At 53.2% G+C, this 19,039-nt stretch carries 18 protein-coding genes; 7 read left to right on the top strand and 11 right to left on the bottom strand.

What is annotated here, in order from left to right:
* Nucleotides 1-31: 31 nt before the first annotated feature.
* Both K0B01_04550 and K0B01_04555 read right to left on the bottom strand, forming a co-directional pair.
* Nucleotides 32-967 (bottom strand): patatin-like phospholipase family protein, encoded by a 936-nt coding sequence (locus K0B01_04550; protein MBW6485405.1) that lies wholly within the window; start codon nucleotides 965-967, stop codon nucleotides 32-34.
* A 71-nt stretch (nucleotides 968-1,038) separates the two neighbouring features.
* Nucleotides 1,039-5,346: a 2-hydroxyacyl-CoA dehydratase gene (locus tag K0B01_04555; GenBank protein ID MBW6485406.1), complete on the bottom strand. Its 4,308-nt coding sequence runs from the start codon at nucleotides 5,344-5,346 to the stop codon at nucleotides 1,039-1,041.
* 166 nt (nucleotides 5,347-5,512) lie between these two features.
* Between K0B01_04555 and K0B01_04560 the strand changes: the two genes are divergently transcribed.
* The 6 genes from K0B01_04560 to radC all read left to right on the top strand — a co-directional run bounded on the left by K0B01_04560 (nucleotide 5,513) and on the right by radC (nucleotide 10,247).
* A complete protein-coding gene (locus K0B01_04560; GenBank protein ID MBW6485407.1) occupies nucleotides 5,513-5,998 on the top strand; it encodes a transcriptional repressor in 486 nt (161 codons plus the stop codon).
* Between the two features lie 17 nt (nucleotides 5,999-6,015).
* Nucleotides 6,016-6,855 (top strand): zinc ABC transporter substrate-binding protein, encoded by an 840-nt coding sequence (locus K0B01_04565; GenBank protein ID MBW6485408.1) that lies wholly within the window; start codon nucleotides 6,016-6,018, stop codon nucleotides 6,853-6,855.
* A 13-nt stretch (nucleotides 6,856-6,868) separates the two neighbouring features.
* A complete protein-coding gene (locus tag K0B01_04570) occupies nucleotides 6,869-7,624 on the top strand; it encodes a metal ABC transporter ATP-binding protein (protein MBW6485409.1) in 756 nt (251 codons plus the stop codon).
* Nucleotides 7,621-8,478, top strand: a complete 858-nt coding sequence (locus tag K0B01_04575) for a metal ABC transporter permease (GenBank protein ID MBW6485410.1) — start codon at nucleotides 7,621-7,623, stop codon at nucleotides 8,476-8,478. Before K0B01_04570 ends, K0B01_04575 begins: the two co-directional genes overlap by 4 nt.
* A gap of 103 nt (nucleotides 8,479-8,581) precedes the next feature.
* Nucleotides 8,582-9,508, top strand: a complete 927-nt coding sequence (locus tag K0B01_04580) for a hypothetical protein (protein MBW6485411.1) — start codon at nucleotides 8,582-8,584, stop codon at nucleotides 9,506-9,508.
* 43 nt (nucleotides 9,509-9,551) lie between these two features.
* On the top strand, nucleotides 9,552-10,247 hold the full coding sequence (gene radC, locus K0B01_04585; GenBank protein ID MBW6485412.1) for a DNA repair protein RadC: 696 nt from the start codon (nucleotides 9,552-9,554) through the stop codon (nucleotides 10,245-10,247).
* A gap of 127 nt (nucleotides 10,248-10,374) precedes the next feature.
* Here the strand turns inward: radC and K0B01_04590 are convergent, their stop codons facing one another.
* The 9 genes from K0B01_04590 to K0B01_04630 all read right to left on the bottom strand — a co-directional run bounded on the left by K0B01_04590 (nucleotide 10,375) and on the right by K0B01_04630 (nucleotide 17,759).
* On the bottom strand, nucleotides 10,375-10,656 hold the full coding sequence (locus tag K0B01_04590; GenBank protein ID MBW6485413.1) for an integration host factor subunit beta: 282 nt from the start codon (nucleotides 10,654-10,656) through the stop codon (nucleotides 10,375-10,377).
* Between the two features lie 128 nt (nucleotides 10,657-10,784).
* Nucleotides 10,785-11,531, bottom strand: coding sequence for an rRNA pseudouridine synthase (locus K0B01_04595; GenBank protein ID MBW6485414.1), 747 nt, complete (start codon nucleotides 11,529-11,531; stop codon nucleotides 10,785-10,787).
* A 57-nt stretch (nucleotides 11,532-11,588) separates the two neighbouring features.
* Entirely contained in the window at nucleotides 11,589-12,134 is a 546-nt protein-coding gene (gene scpB, locus K0B01_04600) for an SMC-Scp complex subunit ScpB (GenBank protein ID MBW6485415.1), read from the bottom strand.
* Nucleotides 12,134-12,898: a segregation/condensation protein A gene (locus K0B01_04605; protein MBW6485416.1), complete on the bottom strand. Its 765-nt coding sequence runs from the start codon at nucleotides 12,896-12,898 to the stop codon at nucleotides 12,134-12,136. Before K0B01_04605 ends, scpB begins: the two co-directional genes overlap by 1 nt.
* On the bottom strand, nucleotides 12,888-13,889 hold the full coding sequence (gene trpS / locus K0B01_04610; GenBank protein MBW6485417.1) for a tryptophan--tRNA ligase: 1,002 nt from the start codon (nucleotides 13,887-13,889) through the stop codon (nucleotides 12,888-12,890). The genes K0B01_04605 and trpS overlap by 11 nt, the downstream gene beginning before the upstream one ends.
* Before the next feature lie 208 nt (nucleotides 13,890-14,097).
* The gene (locus K0B01_04615) at nucleotides 14,098-14,370 is read right to left on the bottom strand and encodes an HU family DNA-binding protein (GenBank protein MBW6485418.1); all 273 of its coding nucleotides are present in this window, start codon (nucleotides 14,368-14,370) and stop codon (nucleotides 14,098-14,100) included.
* Nucleotides 14,371-14,712: 342 nt separating this feature from the next.
* A complete protein-coding gene (locus tag K0B01_04620) occupies nucleotides 14,713-15,171 on the bottom strand; it encodes an N-acetyltransferase (GenBank protein MBW6485419.1) in 459 nt (152 codons plus the stop codon).
* A gap of 25 nt (nucleotides 15,172-15,196) precedes the next feature.
* Nucleotides 15,197-16,876 (bottom strand): DNA repair protein RecN, encoded by a 1,680-nt coding sequence (gene recN / locus K0B01_04625; protein MBW6485420.1) that lies wholly within the window; start codon nucleotides 16,874-16,876, stop codon nucleotides 15,197-15,199.
* Nucleotides 16,866-17,759: an NAD(+)/NADH kinase gene (locus K0B01_04630; GenBank protein ID MBW6485421.1), complete on the bottom strand. Its 894-nt coding sequence runs from the start codon at nucleotides 17,757-17,759 to the stop codon at nucleotides 16,866-16,868. The genes recN and K0B01_04630 overlap by 11 nt, the downstream gene beginning before the upstream one ends.
* A gap of 144 nt (nucleotides 17,760-17,903) precedes the next feature.
* On the opposite strand from K0B01_04630, the gene K0B01_04635 reads away from it, so the two are divergent.
* Complete coding sequence (locus K0B01_04635) at nucleotides 17,904-19,019, top strand: recombination-associated protein RdgC (protein ID MBW6485422.1); 1,116 nt, start codon at nucleotides 17,904-17,906, stop codon at nucleotides 19,017-19,019.
* Nucleotides 19,020-19,039 lie beyond the last annotated feature (20 nt).

The raw sequence follows: 19,039 nt of genomic DNA on the forward strand, positions 1-19,039 counted from the left end.
CAGTTGCTGTCCAGTTTTTTAAAACTCCCCGTCACTCAGCATTTGCCATCAGCTCCCGAAGAGCCGGAATATATATGTCCATCTCCCTTTTGCCTTCATCAATCGCCTCGGCAGCGCGATTGAACTCCATCAGGCCGATATCGGAAAGTTTGGGACGGATGACGAGGTCCGGCGGATCCTCAAGGAGCCGCTGCTGATTTATCCTGTCCTGCATGATATTAACGGATGTGGCCAGGACATCGAAGAGCGTCGGGCTCCGGTCCGGCAGCTCCTGAAACATCTGCCCGAAGAGCTTTAACTTGCCGTTAAGTTTCCCCTGTTTGAGAAAATCGGCCCACCTCCCCTGCGCGGGTAGCGAAGTCCCGTTTTCTTCCCCTTTCGGGGGAGCAGCCATCCGCTGTATCCTCTTTTTCCCCATGATATCGGAATTAAGATCAACGGCGACGACAATATCGGCCCCCATCGCCCGACAAAGCGAAGTCGGGACCGGATTCACCAATCCACCGTCAACAAGCCACTGTCCGTTGCGCCCGCAGGGGGTGAAAATTCCCGGAAGCGAGATGCTGGCCCTGACAACCTCTATCAAAGATCCTTCCCTAAGCCAGACCTCCCTGCCGGTTTTCAGATCGGTCGCCACTGCGGCAAAGGGTACAGGAAGATTCTCGATCAGGGGATCGGTAATCATTTCGCGTAAATATCCGGATATTTTTTCTCCCTCGATCAGCCCTGAACGGGGGATCTTCATGTCCATGAAACCAACAATATGCGACCACGAAAGCCGCCTTGCCCAGCGGTCGAGAGGTTCGAGAAAACCAGCGGCAAACGACCCGGCAACAAGGGCGCCGATCGATGTTCCACAGACAAAATCGACCGCAATTCCCGCTTCGACGATGCTCTGCAATACGCCGATATGCGACCACCCCCGGGCGGAACCGCTTCCCAGGGCTATGCCGATTTTTTTTGTCATATTATCCAGAAAAGAATCGTGCACTCGATAAGCATCATGCAAACAGCGCAAGTAACAATTTCTGCCGTCAATTATTCCCCCTCGGCCCTGAGCCGCGGCCTCTTCATTTCCGCCTGAACAGACATCACCATCAGGTGGAGGCGATTCAGGATATTGACCTCGGTTGTCCCCGGGTCCATGTCAATATACAGCAGGTTGAGCTGCGGATACAGCTTCTTCAGCCTTTTTTCCACTCCCTTGCCGATGATGTGATTTGCCAGGCAGCCGAACGGCTGCAGACAGACGATATGGTCAACCCCCTGGCGCACCATCGCAATGATTTCGGCCGGCAGCAGCCACCCCTCGCCGGCCTGATTGGCAAGGCTTGTCACCTTGCCCGCCTCCCGCGCCAGTTCCTTCAAACTGCAGGTCCTCCGGTAATAACGGAACCCTTTCATGACCCGTTCGACGCGATAAAGGTAAAAGCCGATATAGCGATCCAGCAGGCCCAGAACCACCCGCTCCCGAAGGTAACTTTTCATGAAAGCCTGCTGATCGAATTCCTCATTGACGAAACGCTGCTCGAAAAAACTCAGCAGCGGGGGGACGACCACCTCAACCCCCTTTGTCCGGAACCAGTCCACGATGTTGTTATTGGAAAATTCATTGTGTTTGACGAATATCTCTCCGAGCAGCCCGATTACGGGAACCGAATCATCATGAACCGGAATGATATTGAAATCGCGGATGGCCGCCTTCAGCATGGCGAGGAGAAGTCCGAAGTCTTCCCGGCTTATGAGGATGCCCAGCTCGTCAAGATACTTCTTTTGCAGGGCCATGGCCGAGCCGGAATGGAGCTCGCGCGGCGCTGTTGCCAGGGTCATTTTCGACAGGGGATCGGCAAACATCAGCCCCAGCGCCAGTCGTTTTACCAGTCTTTTCTGATCGATCGGGATGCCCGCCTGACTGAGCGTATCCCCCTCGGAAAGGGAAACAACCGGCACCTCGCCAAACCCCGCCGCGATAAGCGCCTTCCGGGCAAGCGGTACATAGCTTGACGCCCGGCACTGGCCAAAGGTCTGGGTAAGCAATACGGTAGTTTTCATGGGGTCCCATTTGCCTGATTGCAGGGCCTTGACAATATCCCCGATAACGATCAGCGCCGGGTAGCAGACGTCGTTGTTTACATATCGGAGCCCCACATCCACCGACGAACGTTCCTGAGGGGCGAGCAGCTCCACCTTATAGCCCAGCGAGGCAAAGATAGCAGGAATTGCCGGCGAATAAAAGGGAGAAAACCAGGGAACAATAATCGTCCTGTCCGCTTCCTTTCCTTCAATCCGCTCGGCGGAAAAAGGCGGCAATGCATGCGGTGTTGAGCTTTGCGACCTCTCTTTGGCTATATCGAGCATGGAGCGCAGACGAATTCTTACCGCTCCGAGATTGGAGATCTCGTCCATCTTGATGAGCGTATAAACCTTCCCCTTTTCAGTAATGATAGCCCTCGCCTCGTCGGTGGAAATGGCATCAAGGCCGCAGCCGAACGAGGTGATCTGAAGCAGTTCGAGATGGGGATTGGCAGCGACAAACCGGGCGACGGCAAGTATCCGATTGGTGTATTCCCACTGGCTCAGGACGCTAATATTTTTGAGTATATGCCCGTCTTTAGCAACCGGAACTGCACTCTCGGGGATAACATCCACCCCCATCCCCGCGAGCATTTCGGGAAGGCCGTGGTTCACCAGCGGATCGGCATGGTAGGGTCGGCCGGCAACGACCACGGCAAAACGCTTTGCCGCGCGGGCCTTTTCGATCAAGGCGACCGCCCGCCGGGACATTTCCTCCCGCACCCGTTGCTGCGCATCTCTGCCCTTCGTTACCGCCGCGGAGATTGTTTTTCGGGCGATCCCGTAACCCTTGAAAAACGAGTAAAGCTGTTTTTCGAGAAGCTCCCGCGACCTGAAACTGACCACAGGACAGTCGAGCGGGACTCCATATCGCCCCTCCGGGTCGATCGCGCTGCGGATAACATCCGGATATCCGGTAACAACGGGGCAATTAAAACTGTTCAGCGTGTCCGCATCCTCCTTCGCCTCGAAGACAACGATCGGGTAGAAAATTCGCTCAACCCTTTTTTCTATCAGATCGAGGATATGACCATTGGCAAGCTTTCCCGGAAAACAGATATTGTCGGACATGACCGTTCGTATCCCCCGTTCAAACAGCTTCGTATCGGACGGGGCGGAAAGGACAACCTTAAAGCCGCAGGCGGTCAGAAAATTAGCCCAGAAGGGGAAGTTTTCGAACATGTTCAAGGCGCGGGGAATGCCAAAGGTCAGACGCGGCTTCTGTTTTGGCAGGAGGGGCTGGTCGAAAATCAGCTTCAGACGGTCGATAAAGAGATTCTCTCCGGTTGGGGACAGATTGGCAATCTGTCCCCCGGCGCCCTTGTTGCTGAAGTGGCGTTCGCAGCGATTGCCGGTAAAATAGTTCCGCCCGCCGCTGAAGGTTATCCGGGCAACCTTGCAGTTATTTTCGCAGCCGCTGCACCGTAACTCCCTTTTCCCGATGATGTTTTCCTGTGTCTCGGCGTCCAGCCCCGGAAATGTGGAAGCCCGCGTCGGTTCCGCAAGACGGTCCTGCAAGGCCGTCAAGGCGGCGCCGTAGGCCCCCATTGCCTCCGAGATATCCGGACGGACCACCTGCCGGCCAATCTCCCGCTCAAACGCCCGCAGCACCGCCGGATTGCGGAATGTCCCTCCCTGCACGACAATTTTATCGCCCAGCGCCGAGGGATCGTGCAACTTGAGAACCTTGTAGAGGGTATTGCCGATCACCGAACTCGCGAGTCCCGCGGAAATATCCCCAACGGTGGCCCCTTCGCGCAGCGCCTGTTTTACCCGGGAGTTCATAAAAACCGTGCAACGCGTCCCCAGATCAAAGGGCGCCTCTGCCCTGCAGGCAACCCCGGCAAAATCGGAGACGCTGATATTCAGGGAATTGGCAAGCGTTTCTATGAAAGAACCGCAGCCCGATGAGCAAGCCTCGTTTATCTGAATATCGGCTATTCCCCCGTCGCGCACATAAATCGCCTTCATGTCCTGACCGCCGATGTCAAGGATGAATGAGACCTCGGGCAGAAAATGGCGGGCCGCGCGATAGTGGGCAACCGTCTCCACCACGCCGTCATCGATGGCAAACGCAGCCCTGATCAAATCCTCTCCATACCCGGTAACGGCCGTCCTGGCGACAAAGGGGGCAACACCCGCCGCGCGACAGGCATCCCTTAAAAATAAAAGCCCCCGGCGGACGGCGCCGATGGCATCGCCCCCATTCAACTGATACCAGGTAAGGGCAACCCGCTTTTTATCGTCAATCAGGACAAGCTTCGTTGTCGTTGATCCGGAATCGATCCCCAGAAAACAGGGCGCCCCTTTCAGCTCCGCAACATCTACCCGGCAAACGCGTTTTTGATGATGCTCCTCCTCCCAGATTTCCACCTCCCGCTGCTCGGAAAAAAGGGGCGGGAGCCTTTTCTGATCCTCCTTGCACCCCTGCATTGTCCCGTTCCGGACAAGCTGAAGGCATTTTTCAATTTCGATCACAAGGCCCTCTCCCTCATGGCAAAGAGCCGCCCCCACTGCCGCCATCAGTTCCGGATGTTCACCCGCGGCGATATCCTGTTCGGGATCAAGCTGAAGCAGGCGGATAAAGGCCGCCCGCAGGGAAGGAAAGAAGGTCAGCGGTCCTCCGGCAAAAAGCACTTTTTTTTCAATGTCATGCCCTCGGGAAAGGGAGGAGATCACCTGAATCGCCATCGCATGAAACACCGATGCGGCAATATCCTCCCGGGAAACGCGATTGCTCAGGAGGGCCTGGACATCGGTCTTGGCAAAAACCCCGCAGCGGGAAGCTATCGGATAGAGTGCGCTGCTTTTTTGGGCCAGTTCGTCCAGTTTGTTCAAAGGCTCATTCAGCAGCACAGCCATCTGCTCGATAAAGGCGCCCGTTCCGCCCGCGCAGTTTCCGTTCATGCGGATGTCCGGCTGAAAACGATTGTCAAAAAAGGCGATTTTCGAATCCTCGCCCCCTATCTCTATCAGCGTTCGGACATCCGGCCAGCGGCGCTGGATAATTTTTGTCGAGGCGACAACTTCCTGTATAAAGGGAAGCTGAAAAGACTCGGCAACCCCCATCCCGGCGGAACCGGTGAGAACAACATCGAGGACGATATTTCCCAGCTCCTGCCTTGCCTCAATCAGCATTTCCGCTATCGTCCCCAGCGTCAACGAATGGTGGCGGCGATAACGGGAAAATAAGATGCTCCCGTTTTGAGCGCAGACAACCAGCTTTACCGTTGTAGAACCGGCATCTATTCCTGCTTTGTATATTTCCGCCATACCGTTTCGCCTTTTTACCCGACCGACCCCGCTCGCCATCCGCTTATTGGAGACTGGATATAATCCCCGTTTCCGCCATTGTCAACAAACAAAATTCTATTGTTTGCAAATAGGTTGCATCCATGATAAATAGCTCTGGAAGATTAACCTGGAAAGGGAAAATGCGATGAGAACAGAACAGTGCGACGCTTCTGAAACCCTCAAAAATTCCGGACTTGCAAAGACAGCGCAGAGAATGGCCGTTCTGGAATCGCTGCTCGGCGCCGACCGCCCGCTCAACGCGAATGAAATCCTCCAGCAAACGGCCGGGGAAATCAGGATCAACCGGGTTACCGTTTACCGCATCCTTTCATCCCTTCGTGACAGCGGCATCATCAGGGAAATAGAGAACGGACATGGAATCAGCTCTTATGAAATGGCCTGCGCCCATAATCCGGTTCATCCCCATTTCCGCTGCCGGAGCTGCGGGCGCATCATCTGCCTGCCTTCGTTAACCCTTTCTCAAGCCTGGGATTGGCTGGCCCAGCCCGCCGATTTTTCGATCGAGAAAATCGACGTGCAACTGACGGGGATTTGCGCGCCCTGCCAACAGACAGAAAATAGCAACACGCTTGCATACATTCCTGCTGGCCATACTGAGCATCAGCGCTAACAAAAGATAAGGATATAATGAAAAAACAATTTCCCGTCACTATTACGGCATTTTTACTGTTTTTTGCAACATTCCCCGCCATCGCCGCCTCCGAAAAGATCGACATCGCCGTCAGCGTCCCGCCGCAGGCCTATTTCGCCGAACGGATCGGGAAAAATCACGTCTCTACTCATGTCATGATCCCCGGCGGCGCGAATCCGGACACCTACGAACCAACCCCCCGACAGCTCGTCAACCTTTCCCGATCACGAATGTATGTAAAGGTCGGAGCGCCGACTTTCCCCTTCGAGAAGAAATTCCTCTTGACCTTCCTCGATCGCAATCCCCGCCTGACCATAATTGACTCCTCCGCCGGGCTGAAATTGCGCACGGGCGACCCGCATACCTGGACCTCGCCGGCCTCGGTACGAATCGCCGCCGCTAACATTGCCAAGGCCCTTGTAATTTATGACCCTTCCCACAAGAATGAGTATGAAAGAAATTTGGCGGAGTTTCTGACCGAGATCGAGCGTCTGGATCAGGGGATCAGAAAGTCGCTGCAAGGCAAGGGCGGCTACAGCTTTATGGTTTACCACCCGGCCTGGGGATACTTTGCCGACGAATACAACCTCGTTCAGATCCCGATTGAAGAAGAGGGAAAACCGGGCAATGCCGCCCGCATCCGCGGCATTATCGATCTCGCGCGCAAAAAGGGCCTGCGCGACGTGCTGGTTCAAAAAGGTTTTGACGCCCGGAACGCCCGAACGATTGCCCGTGAACTGGGGGGGGGGATTTTCGAGGTGAATCCGCTCGGGCGCGACTGGCCAGGCGAGTTGAGAACATTCACAGACGCGCTGACGCACGTTCTGACAAAATAGGGGCGAAATTGTAATGGAAAGCATCATTAAGGTTGAAAACGTCGCCTATGGCTACGGGAAAAGGGCCGTCCTGGAGGATGTGTCGCTAAAGGTCCGGGAACGAGATTTTATCCTCATCATCGGCCCGAATGGGGGAGGAAAGTCAACCCTGCTCAAATTGATCCTCGGCATTCTCACCCCCTGGTCGGGAAAAATAAGTTTCCGCGGCGAAGCCAAAAATCGCCTCGGCTATGTCCCTCAGACGACGGGCTTCAACCGAAGCTTTCCTATTTCCGTTCTGGACATGGTCCGCACCGGCTGTATCCACGGGGACAACTATCTGAAGCAAAGCTCCCGGGAAAGCATTGAAAAAAGCAGAAGCATTTTGCAGAAACTTTCTCTTGACGATAAACTGAACGACAACATCACCGACCTTTCCGGCGGCCAGTTGCAGCGGGTTCTGATCGCCCGCGCCCTCGTCGCCGCCCCGCTCGCCCTGTTCCTCGACGAACCGACAACCGCCCTGGACATAGCCTCGCAGACCGACCTGATCGACATCCTGGGAAAATTGCAGCAGGAAATGAGCATCGTCGTCGTTACCCATGACCCGACCCCTTATGCAAATATCTATCAACACATAGCCTGTCTCAACACGAACATCTACTGCCATGAACGGGGGGAATTGAGCGAAACGACTCTGGAGAAGGTTTACGGCTGCCCGGTGGAACTGCTGGGACACGGAATCCCCCATACGCTCCTGCCCTCTCATCAGGGGGTGAAAAAAACGTGACCGACATCTTATCCTACGAGTTCATGCAAAACGCGCTTTTCGCCGCCATCCTGGCCAGCATCGCCTGCGGCCTGATCGGCCCTTTTATCGTTGCCCGGAGGATGGTTTTCATCAGCGGCGGGCTCAGTCACACCGCCTTCGGCGGACTCGGCATCGCTTACTGGCTGGGGATAAGGCCCATTTACGGGGCAACTGTCTTCGTCCTTGCGGCAGCTCTCTTTCTGAGCTCGCTCGAAGAAAAAAAACTCAGTCAAAACGACCTTTTCATCGGGATATTTTGGGCTGTAGGCGTCGCCATCGGCATTGTTTTTGTCCATCTGACGCCCGGCTACGCCCCCGATCTGCTGAGCTTCCTTTTCGGAAACATCCTGACCGTTCCCCGAACGGATGTAGCTGTCATGCTCATCATCGTTTTTATCGTCGTTTTAACCGTCGCGATCTTCTACAAAGGTTTTGTCGCCATCGCCCTCGATGAGGAATTCGCCCAGGCCAGACATCTGCCTGTTCAGGAACTGAAAACCGGCCTTACCGTCCTTGCCGCCCTCACTATCGTGACCTTGATCCAGGTCGTCGGCATTCTTCTCGTCATCGCCCTTCTGACCATCCCTGTTGCGATTGCCTCCGAGCTGTCCATGAACTTCCGCAAAATTATTGTCCTTGCCATTTTCTTCGGAATCGCGAGCTGTCTGCTCGGCCTTTTTCTCTCATACTCCCTTGAGTTTCCCTCCGGCGCCGCGATTATCCTCACCGGCGGGATATTGCTGGCCATCATCAAGAGTGTGAAAGGGATAGCGAAACGAAGCAAATCAGCTTATGTTAAACAAGAAATCGGGAATCCCCCCCGGTTTCACTGAGGCTAAGCGGGATTTCTTGACTTTAATTCAAATATCTGTTTGTAGTAACCAGCCCTTTGCAGATAATCACCGTTGCCAAAGACATCGTCGCTAAAGGCGCACCATGAGCACCCTGAACGGGTTGTTGCGAAATAGAAATTTCATCTTTATTGCAGCTTTGGTTCTGGGGCTGTTTTTTCCCGGGGCCTCCGGGACCACGAGTCAACTAATCCTGCCGGCGCTCGCCCTGGCAATGATCCTCTCGACCATGGAAATCGGCAATGACCTCTTTGGCCGGCCCCGCACACTCCTTTTGCCCGCCTTTATCGGCATCCTCATGAACTACTTCCTCTTGAGCGGCATTATTATCGTGCTCGGCGCCGTTTTGCTGAAGGATGAAAAACTCTGGGCCGGCACTGTCCTGCTCGCAGCAGTCCCTCCCGCTGTGGCTGTTATACCTTTTTCTGGTTTTCTCAAGGGAAACAGAGATTTATCTTTAATAGGCACAGCCGGCGCCTACCTTGGGGGGCTGGTTGTCATGCCGCTGATTGCCTTTACGCTGCTCAGTCCGGAGGCTTTTGCACCACTCAAACTGCTGGTGGTCGTACTTGAGCTGATAATCCTGCCGCTCATCATCTCGCGCCTTCTGCTCTGGAGGGGCTGGAGCAAAAAAATATCCCCCCGGGCGGGCGGAATAACGAACTGGAGTTTCTTTCTGGTCATGTACACGCTGGTGGGATTGAACAGCGCTGTCTTCCTCAGCCTTCAGCCCGTTTTACTGGCCGTAGCGGTCATCCCCTTTTCAACAAACTTTATCCTCGGCTTTCTGATAGAAAGAATTGGCGGGTTTTTAAAAATCCCCGCGCCCACGCGCACGAGCCTGGTTTTGCTCGGTTCCCTGAAAAATCAGGGCATGGCGGGCGGCCTTGCCCTGACACTGTTTGGAAAGGAGGCCGCCATTCCTGCGGCCGTCTGTACTGCGTCAATGATAGTATATATTATCTGGCTGGATCTGCTGAAAAAGGCTAATTTCAAAAAGGCGAACAGATGAAACAGTGACGAAAATTTCCTGTAGGAGGTGACGATAAAGGACAATGACAAATACCGTGGATGAAAAAGATTACAACAGCGGCCATCGCCAGCGGCTCAAAATGAAATATATAAAGGCGGGGATAGAGGCGCTCCACGATTACGAGGTCGTGGAGCTGCTTCTCACCTATGCGCTTTCCCGCCGTGACATAAAACCGCTCGCCAAGGAGCTTTTGTCGCGGTTCGGCTCCCTGAAAGGGATTATTGATGCGGAGCCAGCGGAATTGAAGAAGATTGACGGCATAAGCGACCATACGGCAATCCTGTTTAAGCTGCTCAAGGAGGTCTCCGCCTTGTATTTGCAGCAGAAAGCCAAAGAAAAGCCGCAGATCTCCTGCACCTCCGAGCTTATCAACTTCTGCCGGACGACCCTGGGCGGCAAAAAGGATGAGGAATTCTGCGTTATCTATCTCGATGTGCAAAACCAGATAATCGAATTTGAAACGCTGCAGAAAGGAACGGTTAATCAGGCAACGGTATATCCCCGACAGGTGCTGGAAAATGCCCTCCGGAAAAAGGCATCGGCCATCATCCTTGTCCATAACCACCCGTCCGGACATGTGCGCCCCTCGGAGGCGGACCTGCGGATTACCAAAACGATCAGTGAAACGGCGCGGCTCCTCGACATCAACGTTCACGACCATATCATCGTCGGCGAAGACCGCTTCTTCAGTTTTCGCGAAGAGGGAATGATGACCTGAACCGGTTACAGGCGTCAGGCAAAAGACACACCCAAGCTGCAAAACAAAGGCAAACCTTCGACCAGTAACAATCACGGCTTGCCTGCATTAAGCTATCTGTAGAAATTATGAATAACCGGCGGAAGAATTAACGTCTGCCGTCAACCCTTTCCTTGAGTTCCTTGCCAACTTTAAAGAAGGGCAGCTTCTTGGGGGAAACCTTTATGCTTTTCCCTGTCTTGGGGTTTCTGCCGGTGTAAGCGTCGTACTCTCGGACAACGAAACTGCCGAAACCCCGAATTTCAATTCTTCCGCTCTTCGCCAATTCCTCGGAAAAACCGTCGAAAACGAGATTAACCACGTCCATTGCCAGTTTCTCAGTTAATTCTTCTTTTTGGCTCAGCGCCTCGATAAGCTCTGATTTGTTCATTAATTCCTCCTTAAATTATTGCTGCCGGCGGCACCCGCCCTGATAATAAACCCGCTTTGTGACGGGCTGAAACAAAATTGGTAAAACACCTTTGTTTTTCGGGGACTATATTTATTTTACCGTTAATGTCAAGCTAATTTTTTGCTGTTTTTTTGCGCTTGGGACTGGGCCATCAACTGTCCGACTTCTCCATGACGCAGCGCTCGCCACTCGCCTTCGCCGAGAGAATCGAGGGTAAGATCGCCAAAAGAGACGCGGATCAGACGGGTAACGGAATGGCCAAGCAAATCAAAGGCCCGTCTTATCACACGATTTCTTCCATCATGGATGGTAAGCAACAGCCAGGTGCTTTTCGGATTGACCTTTTCCATAATGACTGAGGACGGGGCAAACTTCCCATCGGGAAGCTCCATTCCCTTTTCCAGGCTTTGCAGTTCAAGCCTGTTCAGACGCCCTTCGATCTTAACGCGGTAGGTTTTGGGAACCTTGAAGCGGGGATGCTGAAGGCGCTGGGCAAAATCGCCGTCATTGGTCAAAAGGAGCAACCCCTCCGAGTCATAGTCGAGACGTCCCACGGGGAACACCCGCTCGGCAACCCCACTGAGAAGATCCGTTACGATCGGCCTTCCCTCCGGATCGCTCAGGGTGGTTACATACCCGCTCGGTTTATTCAGAACGATATACACCTTTTCCGTTTCGCAGGAGATAAGCTTGCCATCCACCCGAATTTCATCGCGATCGGCATCAGCCTTCGTTCCCGGTTGGCGTACAACTACTCCGTTTACCGATATTCTGCCATCGGAGATCATTCTTTCCGCCGCACGTCGCGATGAGACGCCGGCGCCGGCGAGAATCTTCTGCAATCTCTCTTCCATGATGAACACCCTTTCCTTAAAAAACCGCTGCCGCTGCTCCGTCTTCCGCCTGAGCTTTTACCCCTGACCTTCGGTTTCCCCGGCAGGGCGAAAATCCCTCATTTCCCGCAGCGTCGGCAATTCGGCAAGGTCCTTCAAATTGAATACCTCAAGGAATTTCTTCGATGTTCCGTAAATAATTGGTTTTCCGGGAACGTCCTTTCTCCCTACTATCCTTACCAGTTTTTTTTCCAAAAGCCCCTTCAGCGCACCGCCCGTATCAACACCCCTGATCCGGTCTATTTCCACTTTCATAACCGGCTGCCGATAGGCGATAATCGCCAGGGTCTCCAGAGCGGACGGAGAAAGGGAAGTGGGGCGAACCACCTTCAATTTAGCGACCCAGGATGCCATTTCGACTCTTGTCTGAAAGCGAAACCCCCCTGCCACCTCCTGAAGCGAGATGCCCCCTTCCCGCCTCTCATATTCGCCCGCCAGTTCCTGAAAAAGACTGAGTATTTCAGACTTCTTGAGAGCGGGAAAAATATCGACGACCCTCTCTACGGCAAGGGGTGTTTCCGAGGCAAAAATCAACGCCTCCAGGATAGCGATTTTCTCTTCCATCACACCTCGGCATTTTCCAACATCTTCGGTGTTTCCAGTTCCTCTTTGACAGCCAGAAAAAGCCTTATCTCGCCAAACGGCGCTGCCTGGCGCACCTTTGCCATCCGCAATTTTATAAGCTCCAGAATGGCAAGGAATGTATAAACTACCATTTTTCTATGGGTTCTGTCTATGACCAGCTCAGAAAAGGAAATCTGCCCCTTCTTAGCCAGGACCTCCATAATTTCGTTGATCCGCTCGGCCAGGGAAAGTTTTTCGGTGCTGAACTCGAGCCCTTCCCCGACTTCAAGACCGGCAACAATCCGGCGGAAGGCCTCCACAAGTTCAAAAAGATCGACCTCCAGCAAGCCCATCTCCATTTTTTCCGGATCGGGAAGCAGCTCCGGATAAGCGCCCAGTTTAAAAACATCCCTTTCGAGAAGAGGCCGGGCGGAAAGAAGCCGGGCAGCTTCCTTGTAAACCTGATACTCCAGAAGCTGTTTGACCAGTTCCGCACGGGGGTCCTCCCCCTCCTCCTCATCGCCGCCCTCATCTGTCACAGGCAGCAGCATCCGTGATTTGATATGGGCAAGCGTCGCCGCCATTACCAGATATTCTCCGGCGAGATCGAGATTCAGGGAACGCATTTCGCCGAGATATCCGAGATACTGACTGGTAATGAGGGCTACCGGGATATTGTAGATGTCAATCTCGTTCTTCCGAATCAAATAAAGTAAAAGATCGAGCGGACCTTCAAAGACATCGAGTTTGATCTCATAACTCATGTTTTATCTTCATGACTTCGCGCACCTCGGCCAAGGTCGAAGCGGCGATGCGACCTGCCCGAATGTTGCCGTCCTCAATAATCTCCCGCACCTCCCGGGGGTGGGCAAGATAGTATTCCCGTCTTTCGTGAATGGGCCCCATGCCCGCGGCGATAGCCTCGGCCAGCCGCCTTTTGCATTCGATGCAGCCAATGGCGGCGCTTCGGCAGGCGGCAGCTATCTCCAGCACCTCGGCCGGCGTTGAATATAACCCGTGCAAGGTATAAACATTGCAGAGCTCAGGGCGCCCGGGATCACTTTTGCGCTGTCGCTGCGGATCTGTAAACATGGACGCAACCTTCTTTTTCAGCTCCGCGCCCTTGTCACTCATGAATATCGAGTTGTCGTAAGACTTGCTCATCTTTCGCCCGTCCGTACCCAAAAGCTTCGGCACCTCTGCCATGAGCGGCTCCGGAATCGGGAATATCTCGCCATAGAGAAAGTTAAAACGGCGGGCGATCTCGCGGGTCAGCTCGACGTGGGGAAGCTGATCGATGCCGACCGGAACACCGAAAGCCTTGTACATGATGATATCCGCCGCCTGCAGGACCGGGTATCCAAGAAAGCCGAATGTCGAAAGATCCTTTTGGGCAAGCTCCTCCTTGACCTCCTTGTAGGTGGGATTCCTCTCTAACCAGGCCAGCGGGGTGATCATGGATAAAAGGAGGAAGAGCTCTGCATGTTCCTTGACCGAGGACTGGATGAACAGCGTGCTTGGGCGCGGTTCAAGACCGGCGGCCAGCCAATCGATAACCATGTCAATTGTATTGGCCCTTATACTTTCGGTCGTCGCGTAATCGCTGGTAAGCGCGTGCCAATCGGCAACAAAATAAAAACATTCGTAATCTCCATGATTCTGCAAAGCTACCCAGTTAGCAAGCGCCCCGTGAAGATTGCCGAGATGAAGTTTCCCTGTAGGCCGCATGCCGCTCAATATTCTTTTCTGAGACAAAAAAACCTCCTCTGTATTAGCTGTTTCCCTTTAGCTGATCATCGCCGATGAACCCCGGGGAAATACTATCAAAATGATTAAAAATCGTGGGATTCATAGCAGAAATGTCCGGTCGTGTCAATGAATGGACAGATGGCAAATCTGTCTCCAAATAAAAAAGGCCCCCTTGCCGCGCCGGGAGCCTCTTTTAATTTTTTTGTTGCGAAAACTACTTTACTTTGCTGGCCAGAGCTTTGCCAACCTTGAACTTAACCACCTTCTTGGCCGGGATCTTGATCTTCTTGCCGGTCTGCGGGTTTCTGCCTTCGCGCGCCTTCCTCTTGACAACCGAAAAAGCGCCAAATCCGACCAGTCCGATCTTGCCGTTTTTCTTGAGTTCCTTTGCTACCGTTCCCACGTAGGCCTCAAGAGCCTTTGCCGCCGCAGCTTTGGTGATTTCAGCCTCTTCCGCTATTACCGCAATCAATTCCGCTTTTGTCATCCCTTTTTCCCCCTTTCAATAATGGTTTGATGGATTACAATGTCACCACCCCTCTGGTGGGTTAATAACTGCTGCGAAGCGCTTGTAAGAATAAAAAAAGGAACGAAAAATTACTGATAGTTTGCATGCCTGCTAACACAAACAAATACAGGAATCAAGAAAAAAATGAATTTTTTTAATAAATATTTCATTGGTTACGCCAAATATCTCCGACAACTTGATCACCAAGCCGCAAGACCGAGCAAATTTCGGCAAGAAAAAAATGGCTTTCCCCTTTTCAAGAGACCATTTCTACCTCCCCGACGCTGCCGCAGCACAGTTCGATACAGCCGTTCAAACATGTCAAAGCTCCAATATCATTGATATTTCATCGCAGAAATCGGGATATTTGGGACAACGCAAACAGTCCGACCATACCTTTTGCGGCAGGGTATCGCGATCTACATACTGAAAACCCAGCTTCAGAAAGAACTCCCGCTGGTATGTAAGCGCGAATATCCGATAGAGTTCCAGCGTAACCGCCTCGGATATGCAGGCCTCGACCAGTTTGCGTCCAATCCCCTCTCGTCTTTGCCCTTCTGCGACGTTAAGGGATCTGATTTCGGCGAGGTTTTCCCAGGTTATGTTCATTGCGCAGGTGCCGACAATCTCACTGTCTCCTTCGTTGTAATAGACAAAAAAATCCCTCAGGCTTCCGTATATGTCCATTAGTGAACGGGGCAGCATCTCCCCCTTGCCGGCGGAGATATTGATCAGCCTGTGAATGGTCTTTACGTCGCCGATGCGCGCTTTTCTAAGCATTTTTCATCCCTTGCTTTTCAATAATTTACCGGGCGGTAAAAAGCATCTCCCGGGCGTGCTCTCTCGTTTTTTTAGTCAATTCCACCCCGCCCAGCATTCGGGCTATCTCTTCGACGCGTTCATCATCAGAAAGAATGGAGACACTGGCACTCGTGCGGTTTTCAATAACATGTTTGGCTGCCAGATAATGACGCTCCCCGCGGCAGGCAATCTGGGGGAGATGCGTTATACAGATGACCTGATGACTACGGGCAACTTCCTGAAGTCTTTTGCCGACGATCTCCGCTGTCGCCCCGCCGATTCCGCTGTCCACCTCATCGAAAACGATCGTTCCTACTGAACCGGTCGTCGCCAAAACCTTTTTAAAGGCGAGCATGATCCGGGAAAGCTCTCCGCCGGATGCCACATTCCGCATTGGTTTCAGCTCTTCGCCGACATTCGCCGCCAGGTAAAATTCCGGGAAATCGTTCCCCTTCTCCTGGGGAGCGTCCTCACCGTTACTTTTTTCGCGTTCCTGAAAAACAACCACAAATCTGGCATTGTCCATTCTCAATGATCTGATCTCATCCTCGACTGAACTCATCAATACCGACGCGGCCTGTCGCCTCTGCGCGGAAAGCTCGGCCGCCGCCGCCCATAACCGTTTCTTTTCCTCAGCGATGCGGCCCGCCAGCGCGGTTATCTCATACTCCACCGTCGAAATCGCTTCTATCTCCTTCTTCGCCTCACCAAATTTTTCCAAAACAGCCAGGAGCGTTCCCCCGTATTTCCTTTTCAAGTTCCCCAAAAGCTCCAGCCGCTCTTCAATCGCCTCCAGCCGGAGTTGATCGAAGGTAAGATGATTGGCGTAATCGCGTAGCGTCAGGGCAGCCTCCTCAATCCGGTAATAAAATTCATCCATTTCCTGCCCTGACAATCCCAGGGAAGGATCGATCTTTCTTATTTCCTTAACCGCGGCAACTACCTCGTGCAGCCCGGCAAGCACTGATTCCCCTTTGGAATAAAGTGATTCATAAGCTGACTGCGACAGATTCGCAAGCTTTTGAATATTGATGAGGATATTCTTTTCCTCAAAGAGGGCCGCATCTTCGCCGGCCAGGATCTCGGCGCGGCCGATCTCCGCAATTTGATAGCGCAGCAGTTCCTCCCGCTCGGCCCTTTTTCCCTGTTTCTCCTCAAGGAGACGCAATTCGCCTCCCAGCAGGCGATAATAGTCGTAAATTTTTCGATACTCCTCGCGCAGCGGCAAAAGGCCGCCAAATTCATCAAGTATATCTATCTGGTTATCCGTCTGCAGGATCGTTTGATGGGCATTCTGAGAGCAGATATTGATCAGCGATTCCCCTATTTCGGCCAGCGAAGACAGCGCCCCGATCCGGCCGTTGATATAAACACGGTTCTTCCCGGAACGGGAAACGACCCGACGAATGATGATCTCGTCTGCTTCTCCAAACCCCATTTCGCTAATCCTTGCCTTAAGGGTCTTTTGCCCGCGAATATCAAAAAGAGCCTCGACTACCGCCTCGTCCTTCAGGGAACGGATCATGTCGGTGCTCGCCCTCTCCCCCAGAAGAAGCCCCACCGCACCGATGAGAATCGACTTCCCCGCCCCCGTCTCCCCGGAAATAACGGTCAGACCTTCGGTAAATCTCACCTGCAGTTCGTCGATAATGGCGAAATCGCGGATATTCAACTCAGAGAGCATCGGTTTTTTTGCGGGAGAGTCCTGTCTGGGAGCCGCCCCATCCCAATTTAGTCCTCAAAATTTCCAGATAGCCTCGCTGGGGAGAGGAAACCAGTTTCGTTACCTGTTCTGATCTTTTAATTAGAACCCTGTCCTGATAATTTATCGGGAAAGATATCTGCCCGTCCATGGTGACCGTCGCCCCCGATTCCCGGGTATTTAGGATCACCTCCACGACAACATCTTCCGGCAGGATCACCGGCCTGTTTGTCAGCGTGTGGGGGCAGATGGGATTGATAATGATAGACCCCAGCTCCGGAAAAACAATTGGTCCCCCCGCAGCAAGAGAGTAGGCCGTAGAGCCGGTCGGGGTTGCCACAATCAGGCCGTCCGCATTGAAGGTCGTCAGATAACTGCCGTCAACCGACGTCTCCAGTTCCACCAGTCGGGAAAGATTGCCCCGATTGATGACAACGTCATTGAGCACCGAGCCCGCGTGCAAAAGCGCGTCGCCTTTCAGAATCTCCGCATGCAGCATCATCCGCGTTTCGACCTGAAATCTTCCGGAAAGAATCTCCTCCAGCGCCCTGTACATCTCGTCGAGGTTCACCTCGGTGAGGTACCCGAAAACGCCGAGGTTGACGCCGACAATGGGTATATCGTGTTCCGCAAGCAAACGGGCCGTCCGCAGTATCGTTCCATCGCCGCCAAACACGACGATCAGCTCCGCCTGCAGCCAAAGCCTGCTTTTCTCAGGTTCCAGCAGGCCTATTTCCGCGGCAATTCCCTCTTCGAGATAAACCTCCAGACCGCGTTTGAGCAGCCATTCCCGCAGAGCGACCGTATAACCGCTTGACCCTTTTTTGGCAGTATTCGCGATTATTCCCACCTTGTTTATAGTCATCGGATTCCCATAAAATAATTTCGGGTGTTTTCCTATCATAATACAACGCCTTTGTCCAACCGCATTATCGAAATTCCGCCAGACAGACCTTGACATCATCCCGACAAGTAGGTTAGTGTCCTTGGGCAAATAGAGGAGACGTTTATGGGTTTTTTGAAGGGAACAGTAACTTTTTCACGGTATCGCATCGCCGGTCCGCTTCCGGACGGCTTTAATGATTTCTTTGACGAACGGATAAAACGCTTTGCCTTTCAGGACAGTTGGCGCACGGCGGACGAAAAGATAGCGGGCTGGATTGCGATTGAAAACTGTCTTGACACCGATTTCCCCTACGCCGCTTATGCACAGGGCAAATACATGCTCTTTTCACTCCGGATAGACCGCAAGTCTGTTCCCCCCTCGCTCTTCCGCATCCGGGTAATGGAGGCCGAGCGAAAAGCGCTTGCCGAAAGCGGGCAGCAAAAGCTTTACCGGGAACAGCGCGAGGCGATCCGTGAGTCGGTCAGACTTGAATTGCTTGCAAAAACCCTGCCTGTCCCGGCCTTTTATGAAATCTGCTGGTCGGTCTCCGACCGGCTGCTGACTTTCTGCACCCTCTCCGACAAAATTGGCAGCGAACTACAGGAAATGTTTAGGGAATCATTTGGACTCACGCTGTTTCCCCATGCGCCCTGGAACAGCGAAGAAAAAAATCTTACCCAAAAAGAAACGCCTGCACTGCCTCAACCCCTTGACGCACCCTCGCCAGCGCTTCCGGCGGACATCGATCCCCTGACCATCGGCAGAGAGTTTCTCACCTGGCTCTGGTTTAAAAGCGAGGAGCGAAACGGCATTATCGGCAACGCGGCCGGCGGGGAAGACGAGATAATTTTTCTGCGGCGGCTGGTTCTGGAATCAGGAGAGGGGGAATACGCCGAAACGATTATCTGTCAGGGACTCCACGCCGATCTCAAAGAGGGAAAAGAGGCGCTTCGGCAGGGAAAGAAGATAACCACGGCCCGGCTTAGAGTCTCCCATGATCAGGATGAGTGGGAATTTACCTTCAAGGCTGACCGCTTTCATTTTCAGTCGATGAAGCTCCCCGCCCTTTCCGAGGAAGATGAGGAAGACCGGGAGGGACAAATCCTGGAGAGGATTTATCTGATTGAAAAGGCCGCGGCGACAATGGACAACCTTTTTCACTCGTTTTTGAATCTGCGGCAAACAGCAGACTGGGCGAAGGAGCAGGAACGGCTGGCAAAATGGATTTCCCAGCCGTAATGGAAGCGATCCCTCAAAAA

It is taken from the genome of Syntrophobacterales bacterium, assembly GCA_019429105.1.
GTDB lineage: Bacteria > Desulfobacterota > Syntrophia > Syntrophales > UBA5619 > DYTH01.